Origin of the sequence: Kineococcus esterisolvens, from assembly GCF_050871405.1 — a bacterium.
GTDB lineage: Bacteria > Actinomycetota > Actinomycetes > Actinomycetales > Kineococcaceae > Kineococcus.
In genome coordinates this window covers 24,164-49,422 of sequence record NZ_JBJLRI010000026.1, presented here as the reverse complement: position 1 = coordinate 49,422, position 25,259 = coordinate 24,164, and the positions used below count along the sequence as shown (strand labels likewise).

17 protein-coding genes are annotated in these 25,259 nt (G+C 76.3%); 3 read left to right on the top strand and 14 right to left on the bottom strand.

What is annotated here, in order from left to right:
- The 3 genes from ACRYR8_RS10530 to ACRYR8_RS10520 form a co-directional block, all read left to right on the top strand.
- A partial coding sequence (locus ACRYR8_RS10530; protein ID WP_432484416.1) for an LGFP repeat-containing protein occupies positions 1-761 on the top strand: 761 nt, incomplete at its 5' end.
- 204 nt (positions 762-965) lie between these two features.
- Complete coding sequence (locus ACRYR8_RS10525) at positions 966-2,807, top strand: family 43 glycosylhydrolase (RefSeq protein ID WP_432483804.1); 1,842 nt, start codon at positions 966-968, stop codon at positions 2,805-2,807.
- A gap of 121 nt (positions 2,808-2,928) precedes the next feature.
- Entirely contained in the window at positions 2,929-4,557 is a 1,629-nt protein-coding gene (locus ACRYR8_RS10520; protein WP_432483806.1) for a family 43 glycosylhydrolase, read from the top strand.
- Between the two features lie 6 nt (positions 4,558-4,563).
- Here the strand turns inward: ACRYR8_RS10520 and ACRYR8_RS10515 are convergent, their stop codons facing one another.
- From ACRYR8_RS10515 to ACRYR8_RS10450, 14 genes are all read right to left on the bottom strand, one after another.
- Positions 4,564-7,608: an arabinosyltransferase domain-containing protein gene (locus tag ACRYR8_RS10515; protein WP_432483808.1), complete on the bottom strand. Its 3,045-nt coding sequence runs from the start codon at positions 7,606-7,608 to the stop codon at positions 4,564-4,566.
- Positions 7,609-7,613: 5 nt separating this feature from the next.
- Positions 7,614-9,698 carry an arabinofuranosyltransferase gene (locus ACRYR8_RS10510; protein WP_432483810.1) on the bottom strand — a complete coding sequence of 695 codons (2,085 nt, stop codon included), beginning with the start codon at positions 9,696-9,698 and terminating at the stop codon, positions 7,614-7,616.
- 139 nt (positions 9,699-9,837) lie between these two features.
- Entirely contained in the window at positions 9,838-11,658 is a 1,821-nt protein-coding gene (locus tag ACRYR8_RS10505; RefSeq protein WP_432484413.1) for a SpoIID/LytB domain-containing protein, read from the bottom strand.
- 46 nt (positions 11,659-11,704) lie between these two features.
- On the bottom strand, positions 11,705-12,898 hold the full coding sequence (locus tag ACRYR8_RS10500; RefSeq protein ID WP_432483814.1) for a glycosyltransferase family 87 protein: 1,194 nt from the start codon (positions 12,896-12,898) through the stop codon (positions 11,705-11,707).
- The gene (locus ACRYR8_RS10495; protein WP_432483816.1) at positions 12,895-13,362 is read right to left on the bottom strand and encodes a GtrA family protein; all 468 of its coding nucleotides are present in this window, start codon (positions 13,360-13,362) and stop codon (positions 12,895-12,897) included. The genes ACRYR8_RS10500 and ACRYR8_RS10495 overlap by 4 nt, the downstream gene beginning before the upstream one ends.
- Positions 13,359-14,228, bottom strand: a complete 870-nt coding sequence (locus ACRYR8_RS10490) for a decaprenyl-phosphate phosphoribosyltransferase (RefSeq protein WP_432483818.1) — start codon at positions 14,226-14,228, stop codon at positions 13,359-13,361. Before ACRYR8_RS10490 ends, ACRYR8_RS10495 begins: the two co-directional genes overlap by 4 nt.
- Positions 14,225-14,833 (bottom strand): phosphatase PAP2 family protein, encoded by a 609-nt coding sequence (locus ACRYR8_RS10485; protein WP_432483820.1) that lies wholly within the window; start codon positions 14,831-14,833, stop codon positions 14,225-14,227. The genes ACRYR8_RS10490 and ACRYR8_RS10485 overlap by 4 nt, the downstream gene beginning before the upstream one ends.
- Before the next feature lie 8 nt (positions 14,834-14,841).
- Positions 14,842-15,591: an ABC transporter ATP-binding protein gene (locus ACRYR8_RS10480; RefSeq protein ID WP_432483822.1), complete on the bottom strand. Its 750-nt coding sequence runs from the start codon at positions 15,589-15,591 to the stop codon at positions 14,842-14,844.
- A complete protein-coding gene (locus ACRYR8_RS10475) occupies positions 15,591-16,496 on the bottom strand; it encodes an ABC transporter permease (RefSeq protein ID WP_432483824.1) in 906 nt (301 codons plus the stop codon). The genes ACRYR8_RS10480 and ACRYR8_RS10475 overlap by 1 nt, the downstream gene beginning before the upstream one ends.
- Positions 16,497-16,504: 8 nt before the next feature.
- A complete protein-coding gene (locus ACRYR8_RS10470) occupies positions 16,505-18,589 on the bottom strand; it encodes a glycosyltransferase (RefSeq protein WP_432483826.1) in 2,085 nt (694 codons plus the stop codon).
- Positions 18,586-19,770, bottom strand: coding sequence for a UDP-galactopyranose mutase (gene glf / locus ACRYR8_RS10465; protein WP_432483828.1), 1,185 nt, complete (start codon positions 19,768-19,770; stop codon positions 18,586-18,588). Before glf ends, ACRYR8_RS10470 begins: the two co-directional genes overlap by 4 nt.
- Positions 19,771-19,996: 226 nt before the next feature.
- The gene (locus ACRYR8_RS10460) at positions 19,997-22,033 is read right to left on the bottom strand and encodes a DUF6541 family protein (RefSeq protein WP_432483830.1); all 2,037 of its coding nucleotides are present in this window, start codon (positions 22,031-22,033) and stop codon (positions 19,997-19,999) included.
- Complete coding sequence (locus ACRYR8_RS10455) at positions 22,030-24,027, bottom strand: glycosyltransferase (RefSeq protein ID WP_432483832.1); 1,998 nt, start codon at positions 24,025-24,027, stop codon at positions 22,030-22,032. The genes ACRYR8_RS10460 and ACRYR8_RS10455 overlap by 4 nt, the downstream gene beginning before the upstream one ends.
- The gene (locus ACRYR8_RS10450) at positions 24,024-25,199 is read right to left on the bottom strand and encodes a glycosyltransferase (RefSeq protein WP_432483834.1); all 1,176 of its coding nucleotides are present in this window, start codon (positions 25,197-25,199) and stop codon (positions 24,024-24,026) included. The genes ACRYR8_RS10455 and ACRYR8_RS10450 overlap by 4 nt, the downstream gene beginning before the upstream one ends.
- Between the last annotated feature and the right edge of the window lie 60 nt (positions 25,200-25,259).

Below are 25,259 nucleotides of genomic sequence, written 5' to 3'. Positions count from 1 at the left end.
CCAGCGTCACCCTGCGCACCATCAACGCCCACCGCGACGTCGGCTACACCGCCTGCCCCGGCAACGCCGGCTTCGCCAAGATGGACAGCATCCGCACCCGCGTCGCCCAGATCACGGGCTCCGGCGGAGCCGTGTCGGAGGTCGCCGCGAAGTACGCGGCGGTCGGTGCCGGCGTGCTGGGTGCTCCGACGAGCGTCGAGGGGCCCGCGAAGAGCGGGGGCCGCTACCGGCACTACGAGGTGGGCTCGATCTACTTCCTGCCGGCGACCGGCGCCCACGTGGTCAAGGGCCTGATCCGCGACAGGTGGAAGTCGATGGGCTGGGAGGGCTCCTTCCTGGGCTTCCCGGTGACGGACGAGATCGCCCTGCCGGGCGGGGCGTTCAACCACTTCGAGGGCGGCTCGATCTACTGGTCGCCGCGCACGGGCGCGCGCGCCGTCAGGGGCCTGATCCGCGACAAGTGGGCCTCGCTGGGCTGGGAGACCGGCTTCCTCGGCTACCCCACGACCGACGAGCAGCCGTTGCGCGGCGGGGCGTTCACCCACTTCCAGGGCGGCTCGATCTACTTCTCCCCCGCCTCGGGCACGCACGTGGTGCGCGGCGCGATCCGCGACGCGTGGGCGCGCCAGGGCTGGGAGACCGGCCGGCTGGGCTACCCCACCTCCGACGAGTACGACGTGGCCGGCGGCAAGCGCAGCGACTTCCAGGGCGGCTCGATCACCTGGACCCCGGCGCGCGGGGCGGTCGTCACCCACCGCTGACCCACCGCCGACCCACCGCCCGCCGCGCGGCGCCCCTCGCACCCCCGTCCGCCGCAGCGGGCGGGGGTGTGACGCATCCGTCACGTCCCGCGCCGCCGATCACGGCGCCGCGTCGCGCAGGATGCCCGCGGGCCCGCTCAAGGTCGGCCGTGGACCTGCCGATACCCCGCACGAGGCTCTCGCGCACCCGATCCGGAGGTACCTGTGCGTCCCACGTCCCGACTTCGCCGGCTCGTCACCGGCCTCGCCGCCGGCGTGACCGCAGGTCTGGCGGCCTGCGCGCTGTCCCCCGCGCTGGACACCGCTGCGGCCGCCGAGCCCACGTGGTTCCAGCCGGGCGCCACCTGGACCGGCGACTTCGGCGACCCCACCGTGGTGCGCGTCGGCAGCACCTACTACGCCTACGCCTCGCCGGTGGGCGGCCGCGTGCTGCCCGTGCTGACCAGCACCGACCTGGTGACCTGGAAGGTCCGCGCGCGCTACTCCGACGACGGCCCGCCCGGCCGGCGCGGTTACTCCGTGGCCGCCGACCCGAAGATCCCCGCGGAGATCAAGGCCGCTGCCCTGGACGACTGGGGCAAGTACGACACCAACGACGCGCTGGTGCGCCCGGCGTCGTGGGGCCTGGTCCACCAGCAGGGCCCGTGGATCGACCGCGACTACTGGGCACCGGGCGTGTTCAGCATCGGCTCGACGTGGTTCGCGTACTCGCCGGTGCGCGTCTCCCCCTCCCGGTTCTGCCTCACGGTCGCCTCGTCGTCCTCCCCGCTGGGGCCGTTCCGCGACATCAGCGGCGGCGGGCCCATCCAGTGCGAGGACGCCAACGTGAACCCGGGCGGGTCGATCGACCCGATGCCGTACCACGACGCGGCCACCGGCAAGAACTACCTGCTGTGGAAGTCCTCCGGGAAGATCGACTCCCACCCGTCCTCGATCAAGGCGGTGGAGCTGGCCGCCAACGGGTTCCCCAAGGCGGGCGCACCGGTCGTGAAGCTGCTGGAGACCGCCCCGAACTCCTGGGAGGGCGACACCATCGAGAACCCGTCGATGGTGTCCTTCGCCGGCACGACGTACCTGTTCTACTCGGGCAACCTGTCCGACCCGCTGGACGCGCAGGGCCACAGCAGCTACGCCTCCGGGTACGCCGTCTGCCCGTCGGGGCCGCTGGCGGCGTGCCACCGCGTCTCGTCCGTGCCGCTGCTGGCCAGCGCCGGGACGGCGCAGGGCCCGGGCGGGTCGTCGGGCTTCGTCGACGCGAACGGGAAGCTGCGGATGGCGTACGCCACGTTCCGCCTCGGCGAGAACGTCGGCGGCCCCGTGCCGCACCCGCGCCGCATGAGCATCGCGACGCTGGTGCGCAACGGCGACGGCACGCTGCGCGTGGAGGGCGCCCCCGTCGCGGCGACGCCCGACATCGCGACCAAGTGGAGCTCCGTGGGCGGGGCCTCCGGCGTCCTGGGCTCCCCCACCTCGGCGATCCTGCCCACCCCGGTGAAGCCCGGCTACTTCCAGCACTTCCAGGGCGGGTCGGTGTACTTCTCCCCGGCGACCGGCTCGCACGTCGTGCGCGGGCTGATCCGCGACCGCTGGGCGTCGATCGGCTGGGAGAACTCCTCCCTCGGCTTCCCGGTGAACGACGAGACCGCGCTGCGCGGCGGGGCGTTCAACCACTTCCAGGGCGGCTCGATCTACTTCTCCCCGGCCACCGGAGCCCACGTCGTCAAGGGCCTGATCCGCGACAAGTGGGCCACCGTCGGCTGGGAGAACGGCTTCCTCGGCTACCCCACGACCGGCGAGCAGGCGCTGCGCGGCGGCGGGGCGTTCACCCACTTCCAGGGGGGCTCGATCTACTTCTCCCCCGCCTCGGGCACGCACGTGGTGCGCGGCGCGATCCGCGACGCGTGGGCGCGCCAGGGCTGGGAGACCGGCCGGCTGGGCTACCCCACCTCCGGCGAGTACGACGTGGCCGGCGGCAAGCGCAGCGACTTCCAGGGCGGCTCGATCACCTGGACCCCGGCGCGCGGGGCGGTCGTCACCCACCGCTGACCCACCGCTCACCCACCGCTGAGCGCAGCGCACGGGCGAGGGCCCCGCTCCCCCGGCACCCCGGGGTGGCGGGGCCCTCGCTCGTCCGGCGCTCACCGCGCGCGCCTGCGATCCTGGACGCGTGCCGAACCGTCGTCGCCGGCCCGCCCGGTGCGCCCTGCTCGCAGCAGCGCTCAGCGCCGCGCTCACCTCCTGCACCGGCGGCGCGCCGACGGGGCCGGACGGCGGCTCCACCGGCGCGGGGAGCGGGACGCCGCCGGCCGCTGCCGCCGGCCCCGACCAGGCGGGCGCCGCGGCCGGCGGCAGCGGCGGGCCACCGCTGGAGAGCTGGTTCGAGCCGGGCACCACGTGGACCGGCGACTTCGGCGACCCCGCCGTCGTCGTCCACGAGGGCACGTACTACGCGTACGCCTCGCCGGTGGGCGGGCGGTACCTGCCGGTGCTGACGAGCACCGACCTGCAGACCTGGACGGTGCGGCCCCGTTACAGCGACGACGGGCCGCCGGGGGCACCGGGCTACGACGTGTTCGCGGACGAGCGGATCCCCGAGGAGATCCGTGAGGCGGGCATGGGCGCGTGGGCCACGTACGACACCAACGACGCCCTGGTGCGCGACGCGAGCTGGGGCCTGCCGCACCAGCAGGGCCCGTGGATCGACCGCGACTACTGGGCGCCGGGCGTGGGGACGGCCCAGGGCACCTGGTTCGCGTACTCGGCGGTGCGGGTGGCCCCGGACCGCTTCTGCCTGACGCTGGCCACGGCCACCTCACCGCTGGGCCCGTTCCGCGACGTCAGCGGCGACGCGCCGGTCCAGTGCCAGCCCGCCGAGCGCGATCCGCAGGGGTCCATCGACCCCAGCCCCTACACCGACCCGGCCACGAGCCGGCGGTACCTGCTGTGGAAGGCCGCGGGGAAGCTCGACGTGCGCGAGTCCTCGATCCAGGCCGTCGAGGTCGGCGACGACGGGCTCCCGCTGCCCGGTGCCGCACCCGTGACGCTGCTGGAGACGAACCGGGCCGCGGCCTGGGAGGGCAGCACGATCGAGAACCCGTCGATGGTGACCTTCGAGGGCACGACGTACCTGTTCTACTCGGCGAACTACTCCGGGGTGCTGGACGCCAGCGGCCGCAGCAACTACGCCAGCGGGTACGCGGTGTGCCCCGCCGGGCCGACCGCGCCGTGCGACCGCCCCGAACCCGACTCCCCGCTGCTCGCCAGCCAGGGCACGGTCCAGGGACCCGGCGGGTCCAACGGGTTCGTCGACACCTCCGGCACCCTGCGCCTGGCCCACGCCTCCTTCCGGCTCGGCGAGAACCTCGGCGGGCAGCAGCCGCACCCGCGTCGGCTGGGCATCGCCACGCTGCAGCGCCTCCCGGACGGGACCCTGGACGTCGTCGACGGCCCGGTGCCGGTCGAGCACGAGGTGCGCGGGGCGATCCGGGAGAAGTGGCTGGCCACCGGCGGGGCCGACGGCCCACTGGGCCCGCCCACCACCGACGAGGTCCCCACCCCCGGCGGCCGGGGCGCCTACAACCACTTCCTCGGCGGCTCGATCTACTTCTCCCCCGCCACCGGCGCGCACGTGGTGAGCGGGGCGATCCAGTCGGCGTGGGGCGACACCGGCTGGGAGGCGGGGCCGCTGGGGTTCCCCGTCAGCGACGAGTACGACGTGCCCGGCGGCAAGCGCAGCGACTTCGAGAACGGCTCCCTGGTGTGGGACGCCGCGACGGGCCGGGTCACGCGCGGCTGAGGCCCGTCAGCCGTCCGCGGCGCCGTCCAGGACGCTCTGCGGGCTGGGCCCCGGACCCGCGCCGTCCCACCAGCGCCAGCCGGGCACGGTGCGCTCGCCCGCGCCGACGTCGTAGTCGCCGGGGGGCAGCTCGTACTCCACGAGCACCAGGTCCCCCCACTCCCGGTACGGCGCACCGGGCAGGAACCCCCGGTAGGGCGTCAGGGTGGCCACCTCCGGCAGGGTGGCGTAGGAACCGCCGCCGTCGATGAGGGCCAGCGGCGGGGTGGACTCGAAGGTGGCGCTGCGCACCATCCACCGCACCGGCTCGACCAGCCCGCCCGCCACGACGGGCGGCTCGTAGCAGGGCAGGTGCAGGCCGATCGGCCAGTCCAGCAGGACGTGCGTGCCGGGGGGCACGACCTCGGAGACGGTCTGCCCGGTGCGCCGGTACACGTCGGTGACCGCGGGGACGGGCGCCTGCCCCGTCCCCGCCGCCTCGTCGGTCCGCAGCCGCACCCGCACCGCGACGGCTCCCGGCGGGGCGTCGGCGACCGGGCCGAAACCCACGCGGCGCCAGCCGTCCCCGGCGGGCAGCACCGCCGGCACCGGCAGCAGCGCGCCGGCGGCGTCGGTGAACTCGACGGTCACCGCGGCGGGAGCACCCAGCACGTCGAGGGCCAGGGTGTCGGAGGCGCTGCGCTCGCCCAGGGAGAGCCACGGCGTGCTGACCTCCGCGCCCGGCACGCCGGACCAGACGCCCACCCCGTCGGGGGCGGTGCCCAGCAGCCCGGCCGTCTGCTCCCCGTCCGCCGCGGGGGCGGTGCCGCCGGGCGCGTCGGCCGCGGCGGGGCCGCCGGGAGCGGTGGTGGGGTCCAGGGTGCGCTGACCCGTCAGGGCGACCGCCGCGTCGGCGAAGCCGCAGGAGGACCCCGTCAGGGCGGGCAGGGCGTCGGAGGCCACCGACCAGGACCCGCGCAGCCGGTGCGCGGCGACGGCGACGCTGCCCGCCTGCACCAGCACCGACCCCGCCAGCACGACCGCGACCGCGGCCACGACCAGCTCCGGCCACACGTCGCGCTCCCCCCCGGGCGCCGCCGCCCGGGCGCGGCGACGGCGCACCAGGACGGGCAGCACCACCGCCGCCGACAGCGCCGCCCACAGCAGCGGCTGGCCCAGCAGCGCCGGCAGCTCGGTGTCGACGCCGTAGGCGGAGTACTCCACCTGCGCGTCGGGACCGTGGAACGCGGCGCCCGCCACGGCGACGAGGACGCCCCACAGGGCCAGCAGCGCCCAGCGGGTGGGCCGCCGGCGCACCAGGACCGCGGCGCCGGCGACGGCGAGCAGCGTGCCCACCCCCGCCAGGGCGCCGAAGTGGTGGGACCACTTCGTCGGCGACAGCGCCAGGACGGCGAACCCGCTGAAGGCGGCCGCGGCCGGCACCACCCAGGAGACCCGCGGTCCGCGCGCGCGGGTGGCGCGCAGCAGCGCCGCGGTGACGCCCACGAGCAGCACGATCGTCAGCAGCACGACCACCTGGCGGGCGTAGGTGCGCTGGTTGGGGTCCACCCCGACCGTCAGGGCGGCGTAGCGCTCGGCCTCCTGCCACCACGACAGGTTGGGGCCCACCTCGTCGTGCACGCGCAGCGCGGTCAGGGCGGCGGCCAGGCTCGCGTCGGCGAAGACCAGCGGCGAGGCGACGCTGGCGCACGCCAGCAGCAGGCCCGCGGTGGGCAGCGCGCCCAGGCGGCTCTCGCGCAGCAGCGGCCACCACCGCGGCGCCAGCACCAGCAGCAGCGCGGCGGACAGCAGGCCGGAGGCCGTCACCGCCACCCCGGCACCCGCGGTGGCGGCGGCCGGCCCGAGCAGCCACACCCGCCGGCGGGCCACCGCCTCCAGCACCAGGGCGAGCGTGGCGGTGGAGACGAGCACGACCAGGCTCTCGGGGCGGGCGGAGGTGTTGAACGGCCACCACCAGGCCAGCAGGACCACCGCGGCCAGCGGCCGGGTCCACAGCGGCGGGTCCTGCACCAGGCGCGGCAGCACCACCCGCGTCAGCAGCAGCCAGGTGCCGATCCCGCACAGCGCCGCGGGCAGCCGCACCGCCCACGGCGCCGCGGACACCTGCACCACCGCGGACAGCAGCAGCTGCTGCAGCGTGAAGGGGATCTCCGGGACGGAGAAGTAGCGCACGACGTTGCCGACGGTCCCGGTCAGCTCGACGCTGCGCGCCTCCAGCACGTAGTAGAAGTCGTCGGTGTGCAGCGGGCCGACGCCGGCCCACAGCACCAGTGCCGCCGCGACGGCCGCGTCGCAGGCGCCGGCCGCGCCGCGGCGCCACCAGCGCGGCGCGGCCGGGCCGAGCCGGGCGGGTCGCGGCGCGCGCGGCCCGCCCCGGCCGGCGAGCACGAGGGTGAGCAGGCAGCCCAGCACCAGCAGCGCGTGGGCCCCCAGGACGGCGAGCTTGAGCGCACCGGGGCGGCTCTCGAAGCGGGCGTCGGGGTGGGCCAGCACCGTCGGCGCCGCGCCGGCGGCGGCCAGGGCACCGGTGACGTCGGTGGCGAAGGCGGTGACCTCCGGCACGGGCAGGTCCGGCGCGGACGCCAGCTGCTGCTGCCCGGCGGTGACGACGGTGCCGTCCTGCGCGGCGCTCACCCGCAGCGCGCAGCCGGGACCGCCCGGGAGCGCGTCGCCGGCGGCCACGTCGAGCAGCTCGCGCCCGGAGGAGCGCACGAGCACCCGCCCGTCGGCGACCTCGACGCTCAGGGACCTCTCGCGCCCGCGGGCGGAACCCGCCGGGGCGGTGGCGACGAGCACGGCGCGCTCGCCGGGAGCGGTGTCCGCGGCGACGGACGCGACGGTCGCGCACGGCACCTCGGCGGTGACGTCCAGCGGCCGGTACGGCATGAACATCGCCGTGGTGGAGGTGGCGGGCTCCCCGGCCCGCGGCCAGCTCACCTCCGGCGTGCTGACGACGACGGGCGCCAGGGGCACCGCGACGGACAGCAGGCACGCCAGGGCGGCGAGGAGCAGGACGAGCAGGGGGCCCCGCGCGGGGGCGGTGGAGCGCAAGGACGTCAGCCCGCCGCGGTGGTGGAGGAGCCGCCGGCGGCGGTCGCGCCCGGGTCCACGCCGACGACGACGAACGGGCCGACGTCGGTGAGCGTGAAGGCCGCGTCCTCGAACAGCGCCGGGTCGAACGTCACCGTCGTCCAGTCGACGTTCGGCTCGGCGGGGAAGGTGTCGCGGGTCAGGCCCACCTGGTACCCGTCGTCGGCCCGGCGCAGGACGAGCACGTCGGGCGCCGCGAAGGGGCTGTCCGCCATCCGCCGCAGCAGGTCGGCGGGCCCGGTGGCGGCGGCCCACGACTCCACCTCCGCGCGGCGGGCGTCGTAGTCGGACAGCGGGTTCGCGTAGTGCGGGGTGATCTGCTGGAAGCCGCGGTAGGGCCGGAAGGAGAAGACCTCGTAGTACGTGCTGAGCACGATCGCCTCGTCGGGGGTCAGACCCTGCTCGGCCGCGGCACCGTCGACGGCGGCGACGAGGTCGTCGGTCCAGGCGCCGTCCAGGCTCTCGTCGCTCTCCCCCAGGGCGTTGGTGCCGTCGGCGGTGTAGTCGGTGTAGGCCTTGGTGATCTGGGGCGCGAGGTTCTGGCCGGTCGCCTGCAGGGGCACGACGAACACGGCCGCGCCGGCGAGCGCGGTGAGGACCCGCGCCTCGGGCAGCCGGCCGGCGCCCAGCGGTGAGCGGGTCAGCACCCCGGGCAGTGCGCGCCACAGCGCGGCGGCGCCCAGGACGCCGGCCACGGCCGTGGTCTCCACCAGCACGGCCTCCATGCGGAAGGCGAGCAGCGTGGTGCGGGCGAGCAGGGCCGCCGTGGACAGCAGGTACCACAGGTACGCGACGGCGACGACGAGCAGCAGCGGGGGCGCGACGGGGTCGCGGCGCACCGCGAGCACCAGCCACAGGGTGCCCAGCAGCAGGAAGGCGCCCCAGGGCGTGGGCGCGAGCATCGGCGTGGGCAGCTGGGCGGAGATCAGCGGCAGGAAGTGCTGCGCGGCGGCGCGGCCGCCGCCGCCGGTGAGGACCTCCACGACGTAGGGGGCCCACACCACGAGCGCGAGCGCGGCGGAGACGAGGGCGGCGAGCACCAGGGCGGGCACCCGGGTGCGCAGCGCGGCCGGACCGGCCCCGGCGCGCCAGGCGGCCCCGGCGCGCAGCGCGCACGCGAGGGCCACCAGCAGCGCCGCGAACCCGGCGTAGAGGGTGTACGTCATCGCGCCCAGCCCCAGGGCGACGCCGACGGCGACCGCGGCGGCGGCGCGGGCGCGGGCGGGCACGTCGCCGAAGGCGCGCCAGGCGACGACGGCCACGACGGGCACGAACGCGGCCAGGCACCACGAGTACGGCTCGTCGACGAAGGGACCGGCCAGGGCCGGGTAGACGCCGACGGCCGTGGTGGCCAGCCCGGTGAGCAGGCCCCGGCGGGGGCCGACCAGCCGCGACCAGGCGAGCATCGCGAGCACCGGGACGATCGCGGAGGTCGCGATCCCGGCGGGCTTGAACGCCTCCCACGCCGGCGTGCCGGTCAGGTCCGCGAAGCGGCCGGCGAGCCAGAACCAGCCCGCGGGGTAGAAGGAGGGCAGGTCGGCGTAGTTCATGTCCGCCAGGCGCCAGTCGTCGGCGAGGCGCCCCAGGAACTGGGTGCGGAACACCTGGTCGTTGGTGTTGCCGCCGAGGTAGAAGCGGGTGCCCGCCAGCGGCAGGGCGAGCAGCACCGTCGCCAGCGCGGCGACGACCACGACGGCGACGGCTTCCGTGCCCCGCCACCAGCGGCGCCGCACGCACACGCCGAGGGCGGCGGCGACCACGGCGACGAGCAGGGCGGTCGTCGCGGCGGTGCCCGCGTACGAGGGGGTGGGCGAGGAGAAGGCCGGCGTGCCGCTGCCGGCGGCCTGCCCCGCCACGCGCAGGACGAGCGCGGTCGTCACCCGCTGCACGACGAGGCTGACGAGGCCGGCGACGACCGTGCCGGCCAGGAGCACGAGCCCGAGCCGCAGGAAACCACCGCGCACCACCGCGTCACGGGTGTGGACCCGGGCCGCGACGGCGCCGGCCGTCCGGTCCGAGAGGTCGTCGTTCTCGCGCGTCGCCTGCGTCACCCGTCACCCACCACCTCGAGCGCCGGCCACGGTGACCGACCGGTACCCGAGGGTAGGCCACGGCCCGGCCGGTCCCGGACCGCCGCGCGGGCGGGCGCCCCGGGGCGTGGGCGCCCCGGGGGTGGGGGGGTGGCGGCGGTCAGCGCAGGGCGACCACGGCACCGCCGGCGGGGGTCCAGGTGATCGAGCCGCCCTGGAAGTCGCTGCGCTTGCCGCCGGGCACGTCGTACTCGTCGGAGGTGGGGTAGCCCAGCCGGCCGGTCTCCCAGCCCTGCGCCGCCCACGCGTCGCGGATCGCGCCGCGCACCGCGTGCGCGCCGGTGGCCGGGGACCAGTAGACCGAGCCGCCCTCGAAGAGGGAGTACGCCCCGCCCGGCAGCCGGCGCTCGTCGGAGACCGGGTAGCCCAGCCAGCCGCGCTCCCAGCCCAGCGCGATCCAGCGGTCGCGGATCGCGCCGTGGACCTCGTGGGCGCCGGTGGCCGGGGACCAGTAGAGCGAGCCGCCGAGGAACTGCTGGCCGACGCCACCGCGCAGGCCCAGGGCCCCCTCCTCGGTCGTGGGGAACCCCAGGACCGAGGACTCCCAGCCCAGCCCGCCCCAGGCGTCGCGGATCGCGCCGCGCACGGCGTGCGCACCCGAGCGCGGGGACCAGTAGATCGAGCCGTTCTGGAAGAGCTGGTAGGAACCCTCCACCTGGGGCAGCGCCCACACCGGGCCGGTGGGCGCGCCGAGCACCCCGCCGGCGCCGCCGAGGGCCCTCCACAGGGCGTCGACCTGGTCGGTGCCGCCGGGCACGACGCTCCACCAGCTGGAGCGCAGGGCACCCGCGAAGCGGGCTGCGGAGGCGCCGGTGAGGGTGGCGTCGCCGGTGGTGCAGCGCAGGACGAGCTCGGTGATCCGCCCGCCCCACTCGCCGTTGCCGTCGCGGCCGGTGATCGACAGGGCGCGCGGCTGCCCGCCGGCGGGGCACCTGGTGGCGACGGCGGACACGGGCAGCTGGGCCGTCCAGCCGGCCACCGTGTCCTGGGGGACCTTCCCGGCGGGCGAGGACCAGGGGTCCTCGGCGGCGCGCAGGTACGGCTTGCTGCCGGTGACGGACCAGCCGCCGTTGCTGGAGGAGAACTGCGTGAGGGCGGCGGCGCCGTCGAACTGGCGGATCTCCCCCGCCGTGGCGCGCACGGCAGCGGTGGTCGCGGCGGGCTGCAGGTCGGTGACGGTGCCGTCGGCGGTGCGGGAGGCGGCACCCCGGTACACCTGGCACGCCTCGGTGTCGCAGATGTCGTAGCCGGAGGACGCCGGGCGCAGGGTGGCCAGCGCGTAGCTGCGGGCCGCGACCGCCTGGGCCTTGAGCGCCTCGGGCGCGAACCACGCGGGCGACTCGCGCGGCACGACACCCAGCAGGTAGCTCTCGAGGCTGAGCGTGTTGACGGGCGTGACCGGGGAGCTCAGCGGGAAGGAGATCGTGCCGGTGTAGCGGTTGCCGGAGCCGTCGAGGCGCTCCACCCACACGCCGTCGGCGCCGGTGACGGTGGGGACGCTGGTCCAGCGCTCGCTCCACACCTCCTGCCAGCCGGGCAGGAACGCGGTGAGCACCAGGGCGGTGCCGTCCCACGTGACGCGCAGGCGCTGCCCCTGCGGGACGCTGCGGCCGCCGACCCGCAGGGGCGCGGCGGTGCGGGTCTCGAGGAACACCTCGGGCCCGGAGAAGCGCGACAGCTGCACGCGCACGGAGCGGTCGGCGCGCGTGGCGGCGGTGGTGCCCGGGTAGTACGCCTCCAGGATCTGCCGGTACCCCTGACCGGCGACGGCCCGCGACTGCGCGCCCCACTGGGACATCCCCCAGCCGTGGCCGTAGCCGCGCCCGGTGACCGTCCACGCGCCCGAGGCGGGGGCGGGGTACGTCTGGGCCGCGTGGGCGGCGCCCACGGGGAGCGCGGAGAGGATGATGCCGGCGCTCACGGCGGCGGGCAGGAGACGTCGACGTCGCACAGTCACCGATCGTCAGTCAGTTATCACTGACCGTCAAGCTCTTGTCCTCACTCGTGACCCGCTCGTGACTCACCGTTCCCGCGTGCACCAGGAGCACCACCAGCACCAGGGTCGACAGCGGGCGCGTCTGCGCCAGCAGGACCCCCGGCGCGCCGCCCGCGGAGGCCCCCGCCTGCAGCACCGGCAGCAGCCACGGCACCAGCGCCACCCCGGCCGCGGCGCGCGCCCCCCGGCCCGCACCCGCACCCGCCACGAGCGCCACCGCCGCCAGCGGCGCGGCCAGCACGTGGTGGCTCCACGTCACGGGACTGACCAGGCACGTCAGCAGGCTCACCGCCAGCCCCCAGCGCAGCCGTCCCTCCGTGCCCGGCTCCCCCCACGGCCCCGCGCGCAGCAGGGCGACCGCCACCGCCGCCACGAGCAGCACCGACAGCACCGTCCCGGCGACCGGGGCCACGGCGGCGGGCACGCCGGCGTGGGCCAGACCACCGGTCAGGGAGTTGTTGCTCGTCGTGTGCGGCGGAGCCACCCGTCCCGAGCGCCACAGCAGGTCCAGGAAGTAGCTGCGCCAGGACGCGGGGGCGACGACCGCACCCGCCGCGGTCAGCGCGGCACCCGCCGCCACGACCCCCACCGCGAACCGGCGCCACGGCCGCCCCACCGCCAGCACCAGCACCAGCGCCGGCGTCACCTTCACCGCCGCGGCCGCCCCCGCCAGCACCGCCCCCGCCCGCGGTGAGCGGCCCGCCAGCGCCGCTCCGCCCACCAGCGCCAGCACCACCAGGGGGCTGATCTGCCCCAGCACCAGCGCCTCGCGGAACGGGTCGCTCACCACCACCAGCGCGAGCGCCGCCGGGACCAGCACCTCGGGCACGCCGGCGGCGCGCAGCAGCCGCCGCCCGCCCACGACGAGGGCCAGCACGAGCACCGCGTCCCACACGAGCAGGTCCACACCCACCGGCAGCAGCAGCAGGGGCGTGAACAGGACCGCCGCCACCGGCGGGTAGACGAAGTGGTGCCCGCGCTCGGTGGTGCGGGCGTAGGGGTCGCGACCGGCGAGCAGGTCCGCCGCCCCGTCCCGGTAGACCGCGAGGTCGTAGCCGCGCTGCCAGCCCTCGGTGGTCACCCCCGTCACCAGGACGACCGCGGACCAGGTGAGGGCGGCAGCCAGCGGCGCCCAGCGCAGGGCGAGGCGGGCCGCCGCCCTCACGACCGGTCGGGGAAGACGAGCGAGCGGAACGTCAGGAAGCGGAAGACCGTCGCGATCGCCATGCCGACCACGTTGGAGGAGATGTTGTCGGCCAGCGGTGAGGTCAGGTCCAGCACGTGCCGGGAGAACCACAGGCACGCCACCTGCAGCAGCGCGGCGATCACGCTGAGGAGCAGGAACATCGCGTACTCGCGGCCCGGGTGCTCCGAACGGCGGTCGCGCCAGGTGTAGTAGCGGCTGCCGAGGAAGGCGACCGCGATGGCGACGACGCTGGAGACGACCTTGGACCACAGCGAGGGCACGTCGAGCACCAGCAGCAGCAGGTTGAAGACGGCGACGTCGACGAGGTACGCCGCACCGCCGGTCACCAGGAAGCGCAGGACCTCCTGCACCCGGTGGTGGCGCAGCAGCGCCGCGCCGGCACCCGCGCCGCCCACGCCCCCGACGCCCTCGCGGCCGCTCACGCGTACACCGCCAGCAGCAGGACGACGACCCACGTCACGGCGAGGGCCAGCAGCACCCGGTCGTGCAGCGCCAGCTCCTCCGGCTCCTCCGCCTGGCCGCGGTCCACGTCGACGCCGTAGCGCAGCACCGCCAGGACGAACGGCACGACCGAGACCACGGCCCAGCGCGGGCTGGACTCGTTGAGCACGGTGAAGGACCACAGCGAGTAGGCGGTGACGAGGACCGTGGCGGACAGCGTCCAGACGAAGCGCAGGTAGGTCTGGGTGTACTTCTGCACGACCTTGCGGACCTGACGCCCCGTGGCCTCCCCCTGGCGCGCCTCCGCGTAGCGCTTGCCGGCGGCCATGAACAGGGAGCCGAACGCGGTGGTCAGCAGGAACCACGACGACAGCGGGATGCCGGCGGCCACGCCACCGGCCAACGCGCGCAGCAGGAACCCGGACGCCACGCTGGCCAGCTCCACCACCGGCTCGTGCTTCATCCCGAAGCAGTAGGCGAGCTGGATGGCGGCGTACACGGCCATGACCACGAGCAGGTCCCAGTCCCACAGCGCCGAGCCGGCGAGGCCGACCGCGAAGAGCACGACCGCCGTCGCGTAGGCCGCGCCCGGCGAGACCACGCCCGCGGCGATGGGCCGGAACCGCTTCTTGGGGTGCGCGCGGTCGGCCTCGACGTCCTTGGCGTCGTTGACGAGGTAGACGGCGCTGGCCACGACGCAGAACGCGGCGAAGGCGATCGCCGCGCCGAGGAAGGCGTGCGCGTCCAGCTGCGCGGCACCCGCCGGCAGCAGGGGCGCGACGACGAGGACGTTCTTGACCCACTGGCGGGGCCGCGCGGTCCTGACGAGCCCGGCGACCGCGTTCACGCGCCCACCCGCCGCAGCGCGCGGGGAGCGAGCGCCGCGACGGTCGCGCCGAGGGCGCTGCCGGCGACGACGTCGGTCGGGTAGTGCACGCCCACCACGATGCGCGAGAGCGCCATCGCCGGCACCAGCGGCGCGAGCCGGCCGCGGCCGACCAGGCGGCCGAAGGCGACGGCCGCCGCCGCGGTGGAGGTGGCGTGCGAACTGGGCAGGCTGAAGCGGCTGGGCGTGCCGGCACGCACGAGGACCTCCGGGTGCGCGGGCCGCACCCGCCGGGTGAACCGCTTGACGACGACGCTGGCGCCGTGGGCGGCGACGACCGCGGCGGTCGCCTCGGCCCACTCCCGCCGTCGCGGGGCGTCGACGAGGGCGCCGAGCGCGCCCGCGGCGATCCAGACCGCGGCGTGCTCGCCGGCCAGGCTCATCAGCTGCGCCGTGCGCACCACGGCCGGCTGCGACAGCCGCCGCTGCACGGCGATCATCAGGCGCAGCTCCGCGGTCGTCGGCGCGGGGCCCTCGGGCAGCCCGCCCGCCCCCGCGGCCCCGCCCGCCGCGGTGGCGGCCTCGCGGGCCTGCTCCACCGGGCGCTCTCCCTGCTGCTCGTCCATCGGTCCCTTCACGTCCGCAGCCGTCCCACGGCTGAGTGGATGTCCCCGTCGGCGATCACGCGGCCGCGCTCCAGCACGACACCGCGCTGGCACAGCTTCTCGACCATGTCCAGGTCGTGGCTGACGATGACGAGGGTGCGGCCCTCGTCGCGCAGCTCGCGCACCCGCGCCAGGCACTTCTGCTGGAACGGGGCGTCGCCCACCGCGAGGATCTCGTCGATGAGGAAGATCTCCGGGTCGGTGTGCACGGCCACGGCGAACGCCAGGCGCAGGAACATCCCGGAGGAGTAGAACTTCACCTCGGTGTCGATGAACCGCTCGATCTCGCTGAACGCCACGATGTCGTCGAAGCGCCGGGCGGTGGTGGCCTCGTCCATGCCGAGGATCGCGGCGTTGAGGTAGACGTTCTCCCGGCCGGTGAGGTCGGGGTGGAAGCCCGCACCGACCTCGATGAGCCCGGCGATGCGCCCGCGCACCAGCACCCGCCCGGTGTCCGGGCTCATGACGCCCGAGATGAGCTTGAGCAGGGTGGACTTGCCGGAACCGTTCAGGCCCAGCAGGGCGACGGTCTCGCCCTCGTGCACGGTCAGGTCGACGCCCTCGAGGGCGTTGAAGGAGTTGCCGAGGTCCTTGCCGCGGAAGGCGGAGACGACGAGGTTCTTCAGGCTGCGGTCGTGGCGCAGGTGGAACTGCTTGCCGACGCCCTCGACCCGGATGCTCGTCCGGGTGCGCGGCTCGGCGGCGGTGGGTCCGGTCATCACAGCTCCTGCGCGAAGCGGCCCTCGAGCCGCCGGAAGGTGAACTGCCCGACCGCGAGGACGACGAGCGCCACGACGAGCGATACCCCGCCGTACCAGAACAGGTGCGGCGGCAGCGTCGCGGCGGGTCCCGCCCCCGGGCGGGTGGCGCCGTACCAGAACGCGTAGTGGAAGAGCTCCACGGCGCTGGTCACCGGGTTCAGCTGGTAGACCTGCCACAGCCAGCCGGGCAGCTCCTGCCGCACGAGGCTCCACTGGTACAGGACCGGCGAGGTCCAGGTCACCACCAGCAGCATGAGGTCGACGATGTTCTCGAAGTCGCGGAACAGGACGTTGATCGACCCGAAGAACAACCCGAGGCCCGTCGCCAGGACCGCGACGACCACGAACCCCAGGACACCGGCCAGCAGCTGCCACACCGTCGGGCGCCAGCCGGACGCGAGCGTGCCCAGCAGGAGGATCACCAGCTGCGGCAGGAAGTGCACGGCCGCCACCCACGCGGAGCTCACCGGGAACAGCTCGCGCGGCAGGTAGATCTTCTTGACCAGCGCCGCGTTCCCCGTGACCGCCCGGGTGGCGTTGCCGAACGACTCCGAGAAGAAGTTGATGACGACGATCCCGGAGAACAGGTAGACCGCGTAGTCCTGGATCGCCTCGTTCTGCTGCAGGAACACGCCGAGCGCGAAGTAGAAGACGGCGAACTGCACGGCCGGCTTCACGTAGCTCCACAGCAGCCCCAGGAACGAGCCCTGGTACCGCACCCGCAGCTCCTTGCGCACCAGCAGCTTCAGCAGGTAGCGCCGCTCGAGGACGTCGAGCAGTCCCCGTCCCCGGCCGGGGACGGTGAAGCCCTCGAGGCCGTCGTCGCCCGCGCGGTACCCGGCCGCCCCGGGCGACCCCGCCACCACCCCGCTCAGCGCTCCTCTCCCGCGCTCACGCGGGCGACGTCCCCGGCCGCGGGCGCATCCGGCTGCGGCACCGCCGCAGCGCCGGGCACGGTGCTGGCGTCGAAGACCTCGTCCCACGCCTGCGGGGAGGTGAAGCGCGGCATCGCCTCGCGGTAGGCGGTGGCGAGCTCGTCCCAGCGGGCCCACAACTGCCGGTGCGCGGCGGCGCTGCGGCGCAGCAGGTCGCGGAACGCGCGCGGGTCGCGCTTGTACCAGGCGGCGGCCGTGCCGTCGGCCGTGGAGACCACGGCGGAGTCGTAGTGCGCCAGGCGCCACCACGTGGAGTCCATCGCCGCGACCCGCTTCTCGGGCCGCGCCAGCGCCTCCGGGTCGGGCGCCGTCAGGTGCCGGGCCACCACCGCCGCCGCCCACGGCAGCAGCGTGTAGCGGTTCGGCGAGGACGGCTCCTTGCCCTTGCGCGGGGGCTTGCGCTGGTGCGGCGCGGGGAAGGCGTCCACGTCGGTGGAGGCGCGGGCGTCGACGAACTCCTTGCGGGCCGCGCGCACCTCGGCGGTGCGCGTGGGCAGCGTGGCCAGCAGGTGCTCCGGGCCGGAGAGGACGTCCTGCAGCGCCATCAGGCGCAGCACCTCGGTGGAGTACTGCATCGAGATCAGGTGCTTGACGTCGGTGAAGACGCTCTCGCGGAAGATGCGCCCGCCGCGCGGGTACGGCGAGTGCAGCAGCGCGGCCACCAGGCGGTTGCGCTCGTGGAAGTACGCCTGCCAGTCGGTGCCGTCGTCCTTGTCGATCCAGGACACGTGCCAGACCGCCGCGCCGGGCAGGCTCACGGTCGGGAAGCCCGCCTCGGCGGCGCGCAGGCCGTACTCGGCGTCGTCCCACTTGATGAACACCGGCAGGGACAGGCCGACCTCGCGGATCACCGCCACGGGGACGAGGCACATCCACCAGCCGTTGTAGTCCACGTCGACGCGCTTGTGCATCCACGGCGTCGAGCGCAGGTTCTGCGCCGACAGGTCGTGGCGCTCCTGCACGCCGGGCACCGAGCCCCAGAAGAAGCGGTACCTGTCGATGCGCTCCCCGAAGGAGTGCATGACGCTGCGGTCGAACATGTCGAACATGTGGCCGCCGACCACGGTGGGCGTGCGGCAGGCCTGCGCGAACTGCAGGGCGCGCAGCACGCCCTCCGGCTCCACGACGATGTCGTCGTCCAGCAGCAGGACGTGGTCGCTGCGGCCCTCGCGCAGCGTCTCGCGCATGCCGCGCGAGAAGCCGCCCGAGCCGCCCAGGTTGCCCTGGCGGACGACGCGCAGCTGATCGCCCAGCGCCGCGGCCACCTCGGCGAAGCCGGGCTCGTCGGCGACGAGCTGCGTGCCCTGGTCCATGACGTAGACGTGGTCCAGGACCGCGCGCACGTCCTCGGCACCGGCCAGCGCCCGCAGCAGCGCCAGGCAGTAGTCGGGGCGGTTGAAGGTCGTGATGGCGATCGACAGGGTCGACGCCGGCGGCGGGACCTCCTCGGCGACCTGCCACTCCGCGCTGACCAGCGCGGTCTCCTCGGAGCCGGCGGCCACGTCGAACCAGTACCAGCCGCCGTCGCCGAAGGTCGCCAGCGACAGGTCCGCCACCAGCGGCCGCCCCGGCTGGACGGTGCTGGAGGTCACCCGCTGGCGCAGGCCGCGCGCGTTCGACTTGTAGACGGTGACGGTGCCGGGCGCGGCCAGCTCCACGCGCAGGCGCACCGCGCTCGCGGTGGTCCAGCGGCGCCAGTAGCTGGCCGGGAAGGCGTTGAAGTACGTGCCGAACGAGACGCGCGAGCGGGCGTCCACGACCAGGCCGCGGCGCCCGCGGACGTTCTCGCTGCGGCCCTCGTGGCGCACCGCGAACGCCGACGGGCCGGACTCGGTGGCCGTGGCGCCCCCCAGCGAGCCCGCGTCGTCGCCGGGACGGCCACCGGAGGCGCCGGGCGTGGAGACGGCCGAGTCGTGGTCGACGTACAGCGCCAGGTCGTCGGCGTCGGGGTCCAGGGGCAGGACGACCCGGTGCACGGTGCGCCAGGTCGCGCCGGGCAGCTCCACCAGCGTCGTGCTCACGCGTCCACCCCACCGCTCGTCAGCTTCGCGCTCCCGCCGAAGTGCGGGGCGAGCTTGTTGTCCACCGTGGACAGCGCGGCGCCGATCGCCATGTGCATGTCCAGGTACTTGTAGGTGCCCAGCCGGCCGCCGAACAGCACGCCGTCCTCGCCCCTGGCCAGGTCCCGGTAGGCGAGCAGGCGCTGCCGGTCCGCGGGGGTGTTCACCGGGTAGTACGGCTCGTCGCCGCGGGCGGCGAAGCGGGAGTACTCCCTGACCACGACGGTCGCCTCACGCGTGTAGTCGCGCTCGGGGTGGAAGTGCCGGAACTCGTGGATGCGCGTGTAGGGCACGTCCTCGTCGGCGTAGTTCATCACCGGGGTGCCCTGGAAGTCGCCCACCGGCAGCACCTCCTGCTCGAAGTCGAGCGTGCGCCACGTCAGCTCGCCCTCGGCGTTGCCGAAGTACTCGTCCACCGGGCCCGTGTAGACGACCGGCACCTGCCCCACGACGGCGTCCCTGGAGAACTCCCCGGCGCGCAGGAAGTCGGTGCCCAGGCGCACCTCGACGTTCGGGTGGTCGGCCATCCGCTCCAGCCACGCGGTGTAGCCGTCCACCGGCAGGCCCTCGTACGTGTCGTTGAAGTACCGGTTGTCGTACGTGTAGCGCACGGGCAGCCGGGTGACGGTCTCGCCGGGCAGCTCGCGCGGGTCGGTCTGCCACTGCTTGGCGGTGTAGCCGCGGAAGAACGCCTCGTACAGCGGGCGCCCGATCAGCGAGATCGCCTTGTCCTCGAAGTTGTCGGCGCTCGCGGTGTCCACCTCGCCGGCCTGCTCGGCCACCAGCGCGCGCGCCTCCGACGGGGACATGGCCTTGCGGAAGTACTGGTTGATCGTCGCCAGGCTCACCGGCATGGGGTAGACCTCACCGCGGTACGTCGAGTAGACGCGGTGCACGTAGTTCGTGAACCTCGTGAAGCGGTTGCAGTACTCCCACACCCGCTCGTTGGAGGTGTGGAACAGGTGCGCGCCGTAGCGGTGCACCTCGATGCCCGTGGTGGGTTCCGCCTCGGAGTAGGCGTTGCCGCCGATGTGGGAGCGGCGCTCCAGGACGAGGACCTTCAGGCCCAGCTCCTCGGCGCACCGCCGCGCGACGGTCAGTCCGTAGAAGCCGGACCCGACGACGACGAGGTCGGCGTTCACCGGGCCTCCCGACCACACCGCGACGGGACGGGCGCGTGCTCCTGCGACAGGCTGTACCTAGGCATGATGCCGCTCAGGGTAACGGCCCGCCGCCGGGCCCAGGGGCAGGCGCGCCCGCTCCCCGCCGCGCGCACGGGGTGCGCACCCGCTCCACACGCGGTGGGCACCCGCTCCGCACCCGACCCGCACCCGCCTCGCGCGCCGGCCCCACCGGACGCGCCGGACCTCAGTCGCAGGCCGTGATCCGGTACAGCACGGCCCCGCCCCCCGAGGCCACCGGCTCGAAGCCCGGGCGCCCCTGGAAGGCGCGGAAGGCGGTGTAGCCGGCCGGCTCCAGGCGCGGCGGGCGCCACAGCGGACCGTCGTCGAGCACCCAGCGCACCCGGTGCCGCTCCAGGACCGGGCAGACCGCCGGGTCCACGCCGGCGTCCTGCAGGTGGTCGGCGAGGAAGACCCAGTCGTCCGGGTAGTTCCCGCGCAGGTGCGGGTAGAGCACCTCCACCCCCGACAGGGCGTAGGCGAAGCTGCTGCCGTCCCACGGCGTGCCCGCCACCACGTCCCCCTCGGGCACGTGGCGGTCCAGCTGCTCCAGGAAGCGCTGCTCGGCCAGCGTGACCAGCGAGTTCCGCGGGTGCTCGGCGGCGTCGACGTTGCTCTTGGCCAGCTGGGCGGCGTTGCCCCGCACCTGCGGCACCGCCGCGCCCAGCGCCACCAGCACCGCGACCACCCCGGCGGCGCGACGGGCCCGCGCCGGGGTCCGCGCGGCACGGGCGGCGGCGGCGCCGGCCCAGCAGGTGCCCAGCACGGCCAGCGCCGTGCCGGTCACCGGCAGGCTGGCGGCCAGCCGGCCGCGGTCGTTGTACCAGGGGGCCGTCAGCGCCGAGGAGAGCGGCGAGTCCACGGAGGCGGCCAGCACGTCCAGGGCCGCCACCACCACGTGGCCGACGGCCAGCCAGCGCCACCGCACGCGGGTGCAGGCGCGCACCGCACCGAGCAGCACGAGCGCCCCCACCAGCCAGCCGGCCCCCGAGCTCGCCGGCGCACCGCGCAGCGCCTCCGCGACCGCGCGGGCCACCGAGCGGGTGGCCGGCCAGTCCGCCGCGGCCATGCCCCGCAGCGACGGCCACGCCACCACCACGGCACCCGCGGCCACCAGCACGGTCAGCGCCGCGACCAGCAGCACCACGCCGTGCTGCCGGGCTCCGCGCCAGGGCAGCAGCAGCGCCGGCAGCACGGAGACCACCGCGAGGACGGCCGTCAGCAGCAGCACCACGAAGAAGGCCCCCGGGTGCGCCAGCGCACACCCGGCGGCCGCCGCCGCGGCCACCACCAGGGCGCGCGGGCGCTCGCCCGGCACGGGCGGACCGGGCTCGCCACGGCCCCCCGCGGCCAGCGCCAGACCCCCCAGCACGGCCGGCACCAGCGCGGTGCCGAGCACGAAGGGCCACAGCCCCCCGCGGTCCACGTACCAGGGGAAGGCCACGAAGCCCTGCGCGAGCACCGGCGCCAGCAGCAGCGGCAGCGGGCGCGGGCCCAGCACGGCGCGCACCAGCAACCCGGCCGACAGCGCCCACACCACCCCCGGCACGACGGCCACCAGCGCGTTGGAGGCCAGCACCGGGGACGTCGGCCCGGCCACCAGGGCCGCCAGGCCGTGCCACGCGGAGGGGTAGAAGCCGCCCGACCGCGGCGAGGTCAACCCGGCCACGTCGAAGGGCGAGGCGCTGCCGGTGTCCAGCACCCGGCGCACCGCGTTGAGGTGGAAGATCGTGTCGAAGGCCTGCGAGACGACGTCCGGCCGGCCCAGCCCGCGCACCGCCGTCGCCACCGCCAGGGCCGTGGCGACGGCGGTGCCGGCCAGCAGCGCCGCCACCGCCCGCGCCTGCGGGGGCGCCGGGACCGGCGCGGGCAGCCGCCGGCGCAGCAGCCGGGGGGCGAGCCGGCCGACGAGCGCGGCGGCCCCCGCCGCCAGGAGCGTCCCCGCGGCCAGCGGGCCCAGGCCCCAGCGCACCCCCGTGAGCGGGGTCGCCAGCGAGCACGCGCCCAGCACCGCCACCGTCAGGGCCGGGGCGGCGGTCACCAGCAGGACACCGCGCAGGCGCAGCGCCCAGCCGACGGCCAGGCCCGGCGCGAGGACCACCGCCACGGCCAGCGCCAGCACGGGCAGCGCAGCCAGCCACTGCCCCGCGCTCGCCGTGCTCGCGGTGCCCGCGGTGCCCGCGGTGCCGACCGCCACCTCCTGCAGAGCCGTGCCCGTGATCACCGGGGCAGCTGCTCCGGCCGGGAGCGGGCGATCAGGCGGCGGTAGGCGACGGTGCGCACCCGCGCCGGCACGAAGCGGTAGCCACCGCGGACCACGACGTTGCGCACGGCCTGCGCGGGGGTGGTGAAGCCCTCGGCGCGCAGGTGCCGCTGCAGCCGCAGCTCCGAGCGCCACAGCCGCAGCCCCCCGCGGCGGGCGTAGGAGCCCGCCGCGGCGTCGGCACCCACGCGGTACTTGACGAGCGGGTCGGGCAGGTTCTCGCAGCGCGCCCCGGCGGCGATCATCCGGGCGAACAGCCAGTAGTCCTCCATCAGCGGCAGGTCGCGGTACCCGCCCGCCGCCGCCACCGCCGAGCGGCGGTAGACCACCGTGGGGTGGTTGAAGGGGTCGTGGAAGCGGGCGTAGGAGGCGATGCGCTCACCGGTCGGGGGCGTGCGCCGGCCCACCACGTCGTCCTCGCCGGCGCCGATCTCCCACAGGCCCGTGCCGACCAGGTCCGCCCCGGCCGCCAGGACGGGCAGCTGCCGCGCGAAGCGCTCCGGCAGGCTGACGTCGTCGGCGTCCATGCGGGCCACCACGTCGTGGCGGCAGGCGGCCAGACCGGCCTCCAGGGCCGTGGCGAGGCCGACGTTGCGCTCCAGCGGCACCAGCCGCACCGGCACGCCGGCCGCACCGTCGCGGGCCAGCTCGGCCAGCAGCTCGTCCAGCCCGGCGGGGACGGGACCGTCGCGCACCACGACGACCTCGTCGGGACGCAGCTGCTGGTCCGCGGTGACGCTGCGCACCGCGCGGCGCACCAGCGCGGCGTCGTCGGCCGCCCACACCGGCAGCAGCACCGAGAACGGCGGCAGCTGCCCCGGCGGCAGCGGGCCGGCGGCCGCGCCGGGCCCGGCGGACCCGGCGGACCCGGCGGACCCGGCGGACCCGGCGGACCCGGCGGACCCGGCGGACCCGGCACGGACCGCGGCGCTCCCCACGGCGCTCTCCACCGCCGCGACGTCCGCGCTCACCCCGCCGAGCCCGGCCAGCACGTCCGCGGTCGCGGCCGGCGGGCGCACCGCCTCGGCCAGGCCGCGCACCAGGCCGCGCACCAGCACCCCGCGCGCGGACGAGCGGCGCAGGGTGCGGCCCCAGCGCAGCAGGGTGGCGCCGCCGTACAGGACGGTCTCGCGCGCGTCCAGGGTGCGGTACCGGGTGAACAGCCACGCCTTGTTGCGCACCTCGAACCGGAACCGCTCACCCGGGTCGACGTCGGTGCCCCCGAAGACGCGGGTGCGGTGCTCCACCACGCTCTCCGGCGCCGCCACGCCCCGCGCCCGCCGCAGCAGCCGGGTGGTGAACTCGAAGTCGTCGTTCCACAGGAAGAACGCCGCGCGCGGCAGGCCCGAGGAGCGCACCGCCGCCGCCTCCACCAGCACCGCCACGAAGGACGCCGAGCGGATCGGCACGCAGCCCGCCGCGGCGGCGGCCTCGCGCTCGGCGCGCGGAGCGCCCACGCGCGGGCGCGGGGTGTTCATGGGGTGCTCGCGCCCGTCGCGCCACACGACGCGGCTGGCGACCAGGACGGCCCCGGTCGCCGCGCGGGCCCGCAGCGCGGCGGCGAGCGCGCCCGGGCGCGGGACGGTGTCGTCGTCCATCAGCCACACCAGGTCCGCGGCGTGCCGGTGCAGCGCGCGCGCCACGCCGGCGGCGAAGCCGCCCGCCCCGCCGGTGTTGCGCTCCAGGCGCACCAGGTCCAGCGGCAGCGGCGCGGCGGCGGCCCAGGCCCGCACCGCCTCGGCGGTGCCGTCGGTGGAGGCGTTGTCCACCACGACCACGGCGTCCGGCAGGCGCGTCTGCGCCGCCAGCGCGGTCAGCGCCTCCACCAGCAGCTCGCGGCGCTGGTGGGCGACCACCACGGCCACCACGCGGGGCTCGGCGGGCACGGCGGGGGGCGCAGCGGGGACGTCGGGCACGGCGCCAGCCTCCCAGGCGGACGCCGTGGAGCCGCTCACGACCCGCTCCCGGCGCGCGGGGCGGGCGCCCCGGCCACCGCGAGCACCGCGGCCGCGGCGCGGTCGGCGGCGGCGGCCAGCGAGCCGTGCCGCTCGGCCCACGCGCGCAGCCGCTCCCTCCGCGCCGCGTCCGGGCGCCGCCAGCCCCGCAGCGCGTCCGCCACCGCCGCCGCGTCGTGGTCCACGACGGCACCGAGCTCGCCGGAGCGCACGGCGTCGGCGCCGCTGCCCACGCCGGCGAACAGCACGGGCGTCCCGCAGGCCGCCGCCGCGGCGATCTTCGTGGGTGCCATGAGGTCGTAGCCGCTGCCGGGCACCAGGGAGGCCAGCGCCACGTCGGCCTCGCCCAGCAGGCGGGCCGCCTCGGCGGGCGGCACCGTGCCGGGCAGCTCGACCGCACCGGGCGCCAGCTCGGCGGCCAGCGCCCGCAACCGGGGCACGTCGACGCCGCCGCCGACCATGACCAGCCGGGCGGCCGGGTCGGTGCGGGCCACCTGCGCGAAGGCGCGCACGAACACCTCCGCGCCCTGCCACTGCGACATCGTGCCGCTGTAGACGGCGCGCAGCCCGCCGGCCGGCGGGACGCGCCGCGCGGGCCGGAAGACGTCGACGTCCACGCCGTTGCCGACGACGCGCACCCGCCCGGGGGCGACGCCGGCGCGCACGACCTCCTCGGCCATGCCGTCCGTGACGGCCAGCACGGCCGCCGCGCCGCGCAGCGCGGCGGCCTCGGCGGTGCGCAGGGCCGCCAGCACCGGCCGCGGCGCCCCGGCGGCCACGGCCCCCAGCGACCACACGTCGGGCACGTAGGACACGTACGGCACCGAGCGCAGCCGGCCGGCCAGCCGCGTGGCCAGGCCGGTGGTGGGCGGCGGCTCGTGCACGACGACGTCGGGGCGCCGCCCCAGCAGCAACCGGCCCGTCAGGGGCACGTCGAAGCTGAGGTAGGGCAGGTAGCCGCGCACGACGCCCCCGGCGTCGCGCAGCACGGGGGCGCGGCGGGTGCGCACGCCGTCCTCGTCGGGCGGGGCCGCACCGCGCGGGGCGGTGGTGAGGACCTCCACCTCGCAGCCGGCGGCCACCAGGGCGCGGGCCAGGGCGCGCAGCCGGAAGGGGGCGGCGCCCACGTCGGGGGCCCAGGTCCGGGTGGCGATGCGGACCAGGGGCGACACGGACGGGGACCCTACCCGGACGGGCTGCGGTCCCCGGGCGGGCGCGCGGCAGGATCGCGG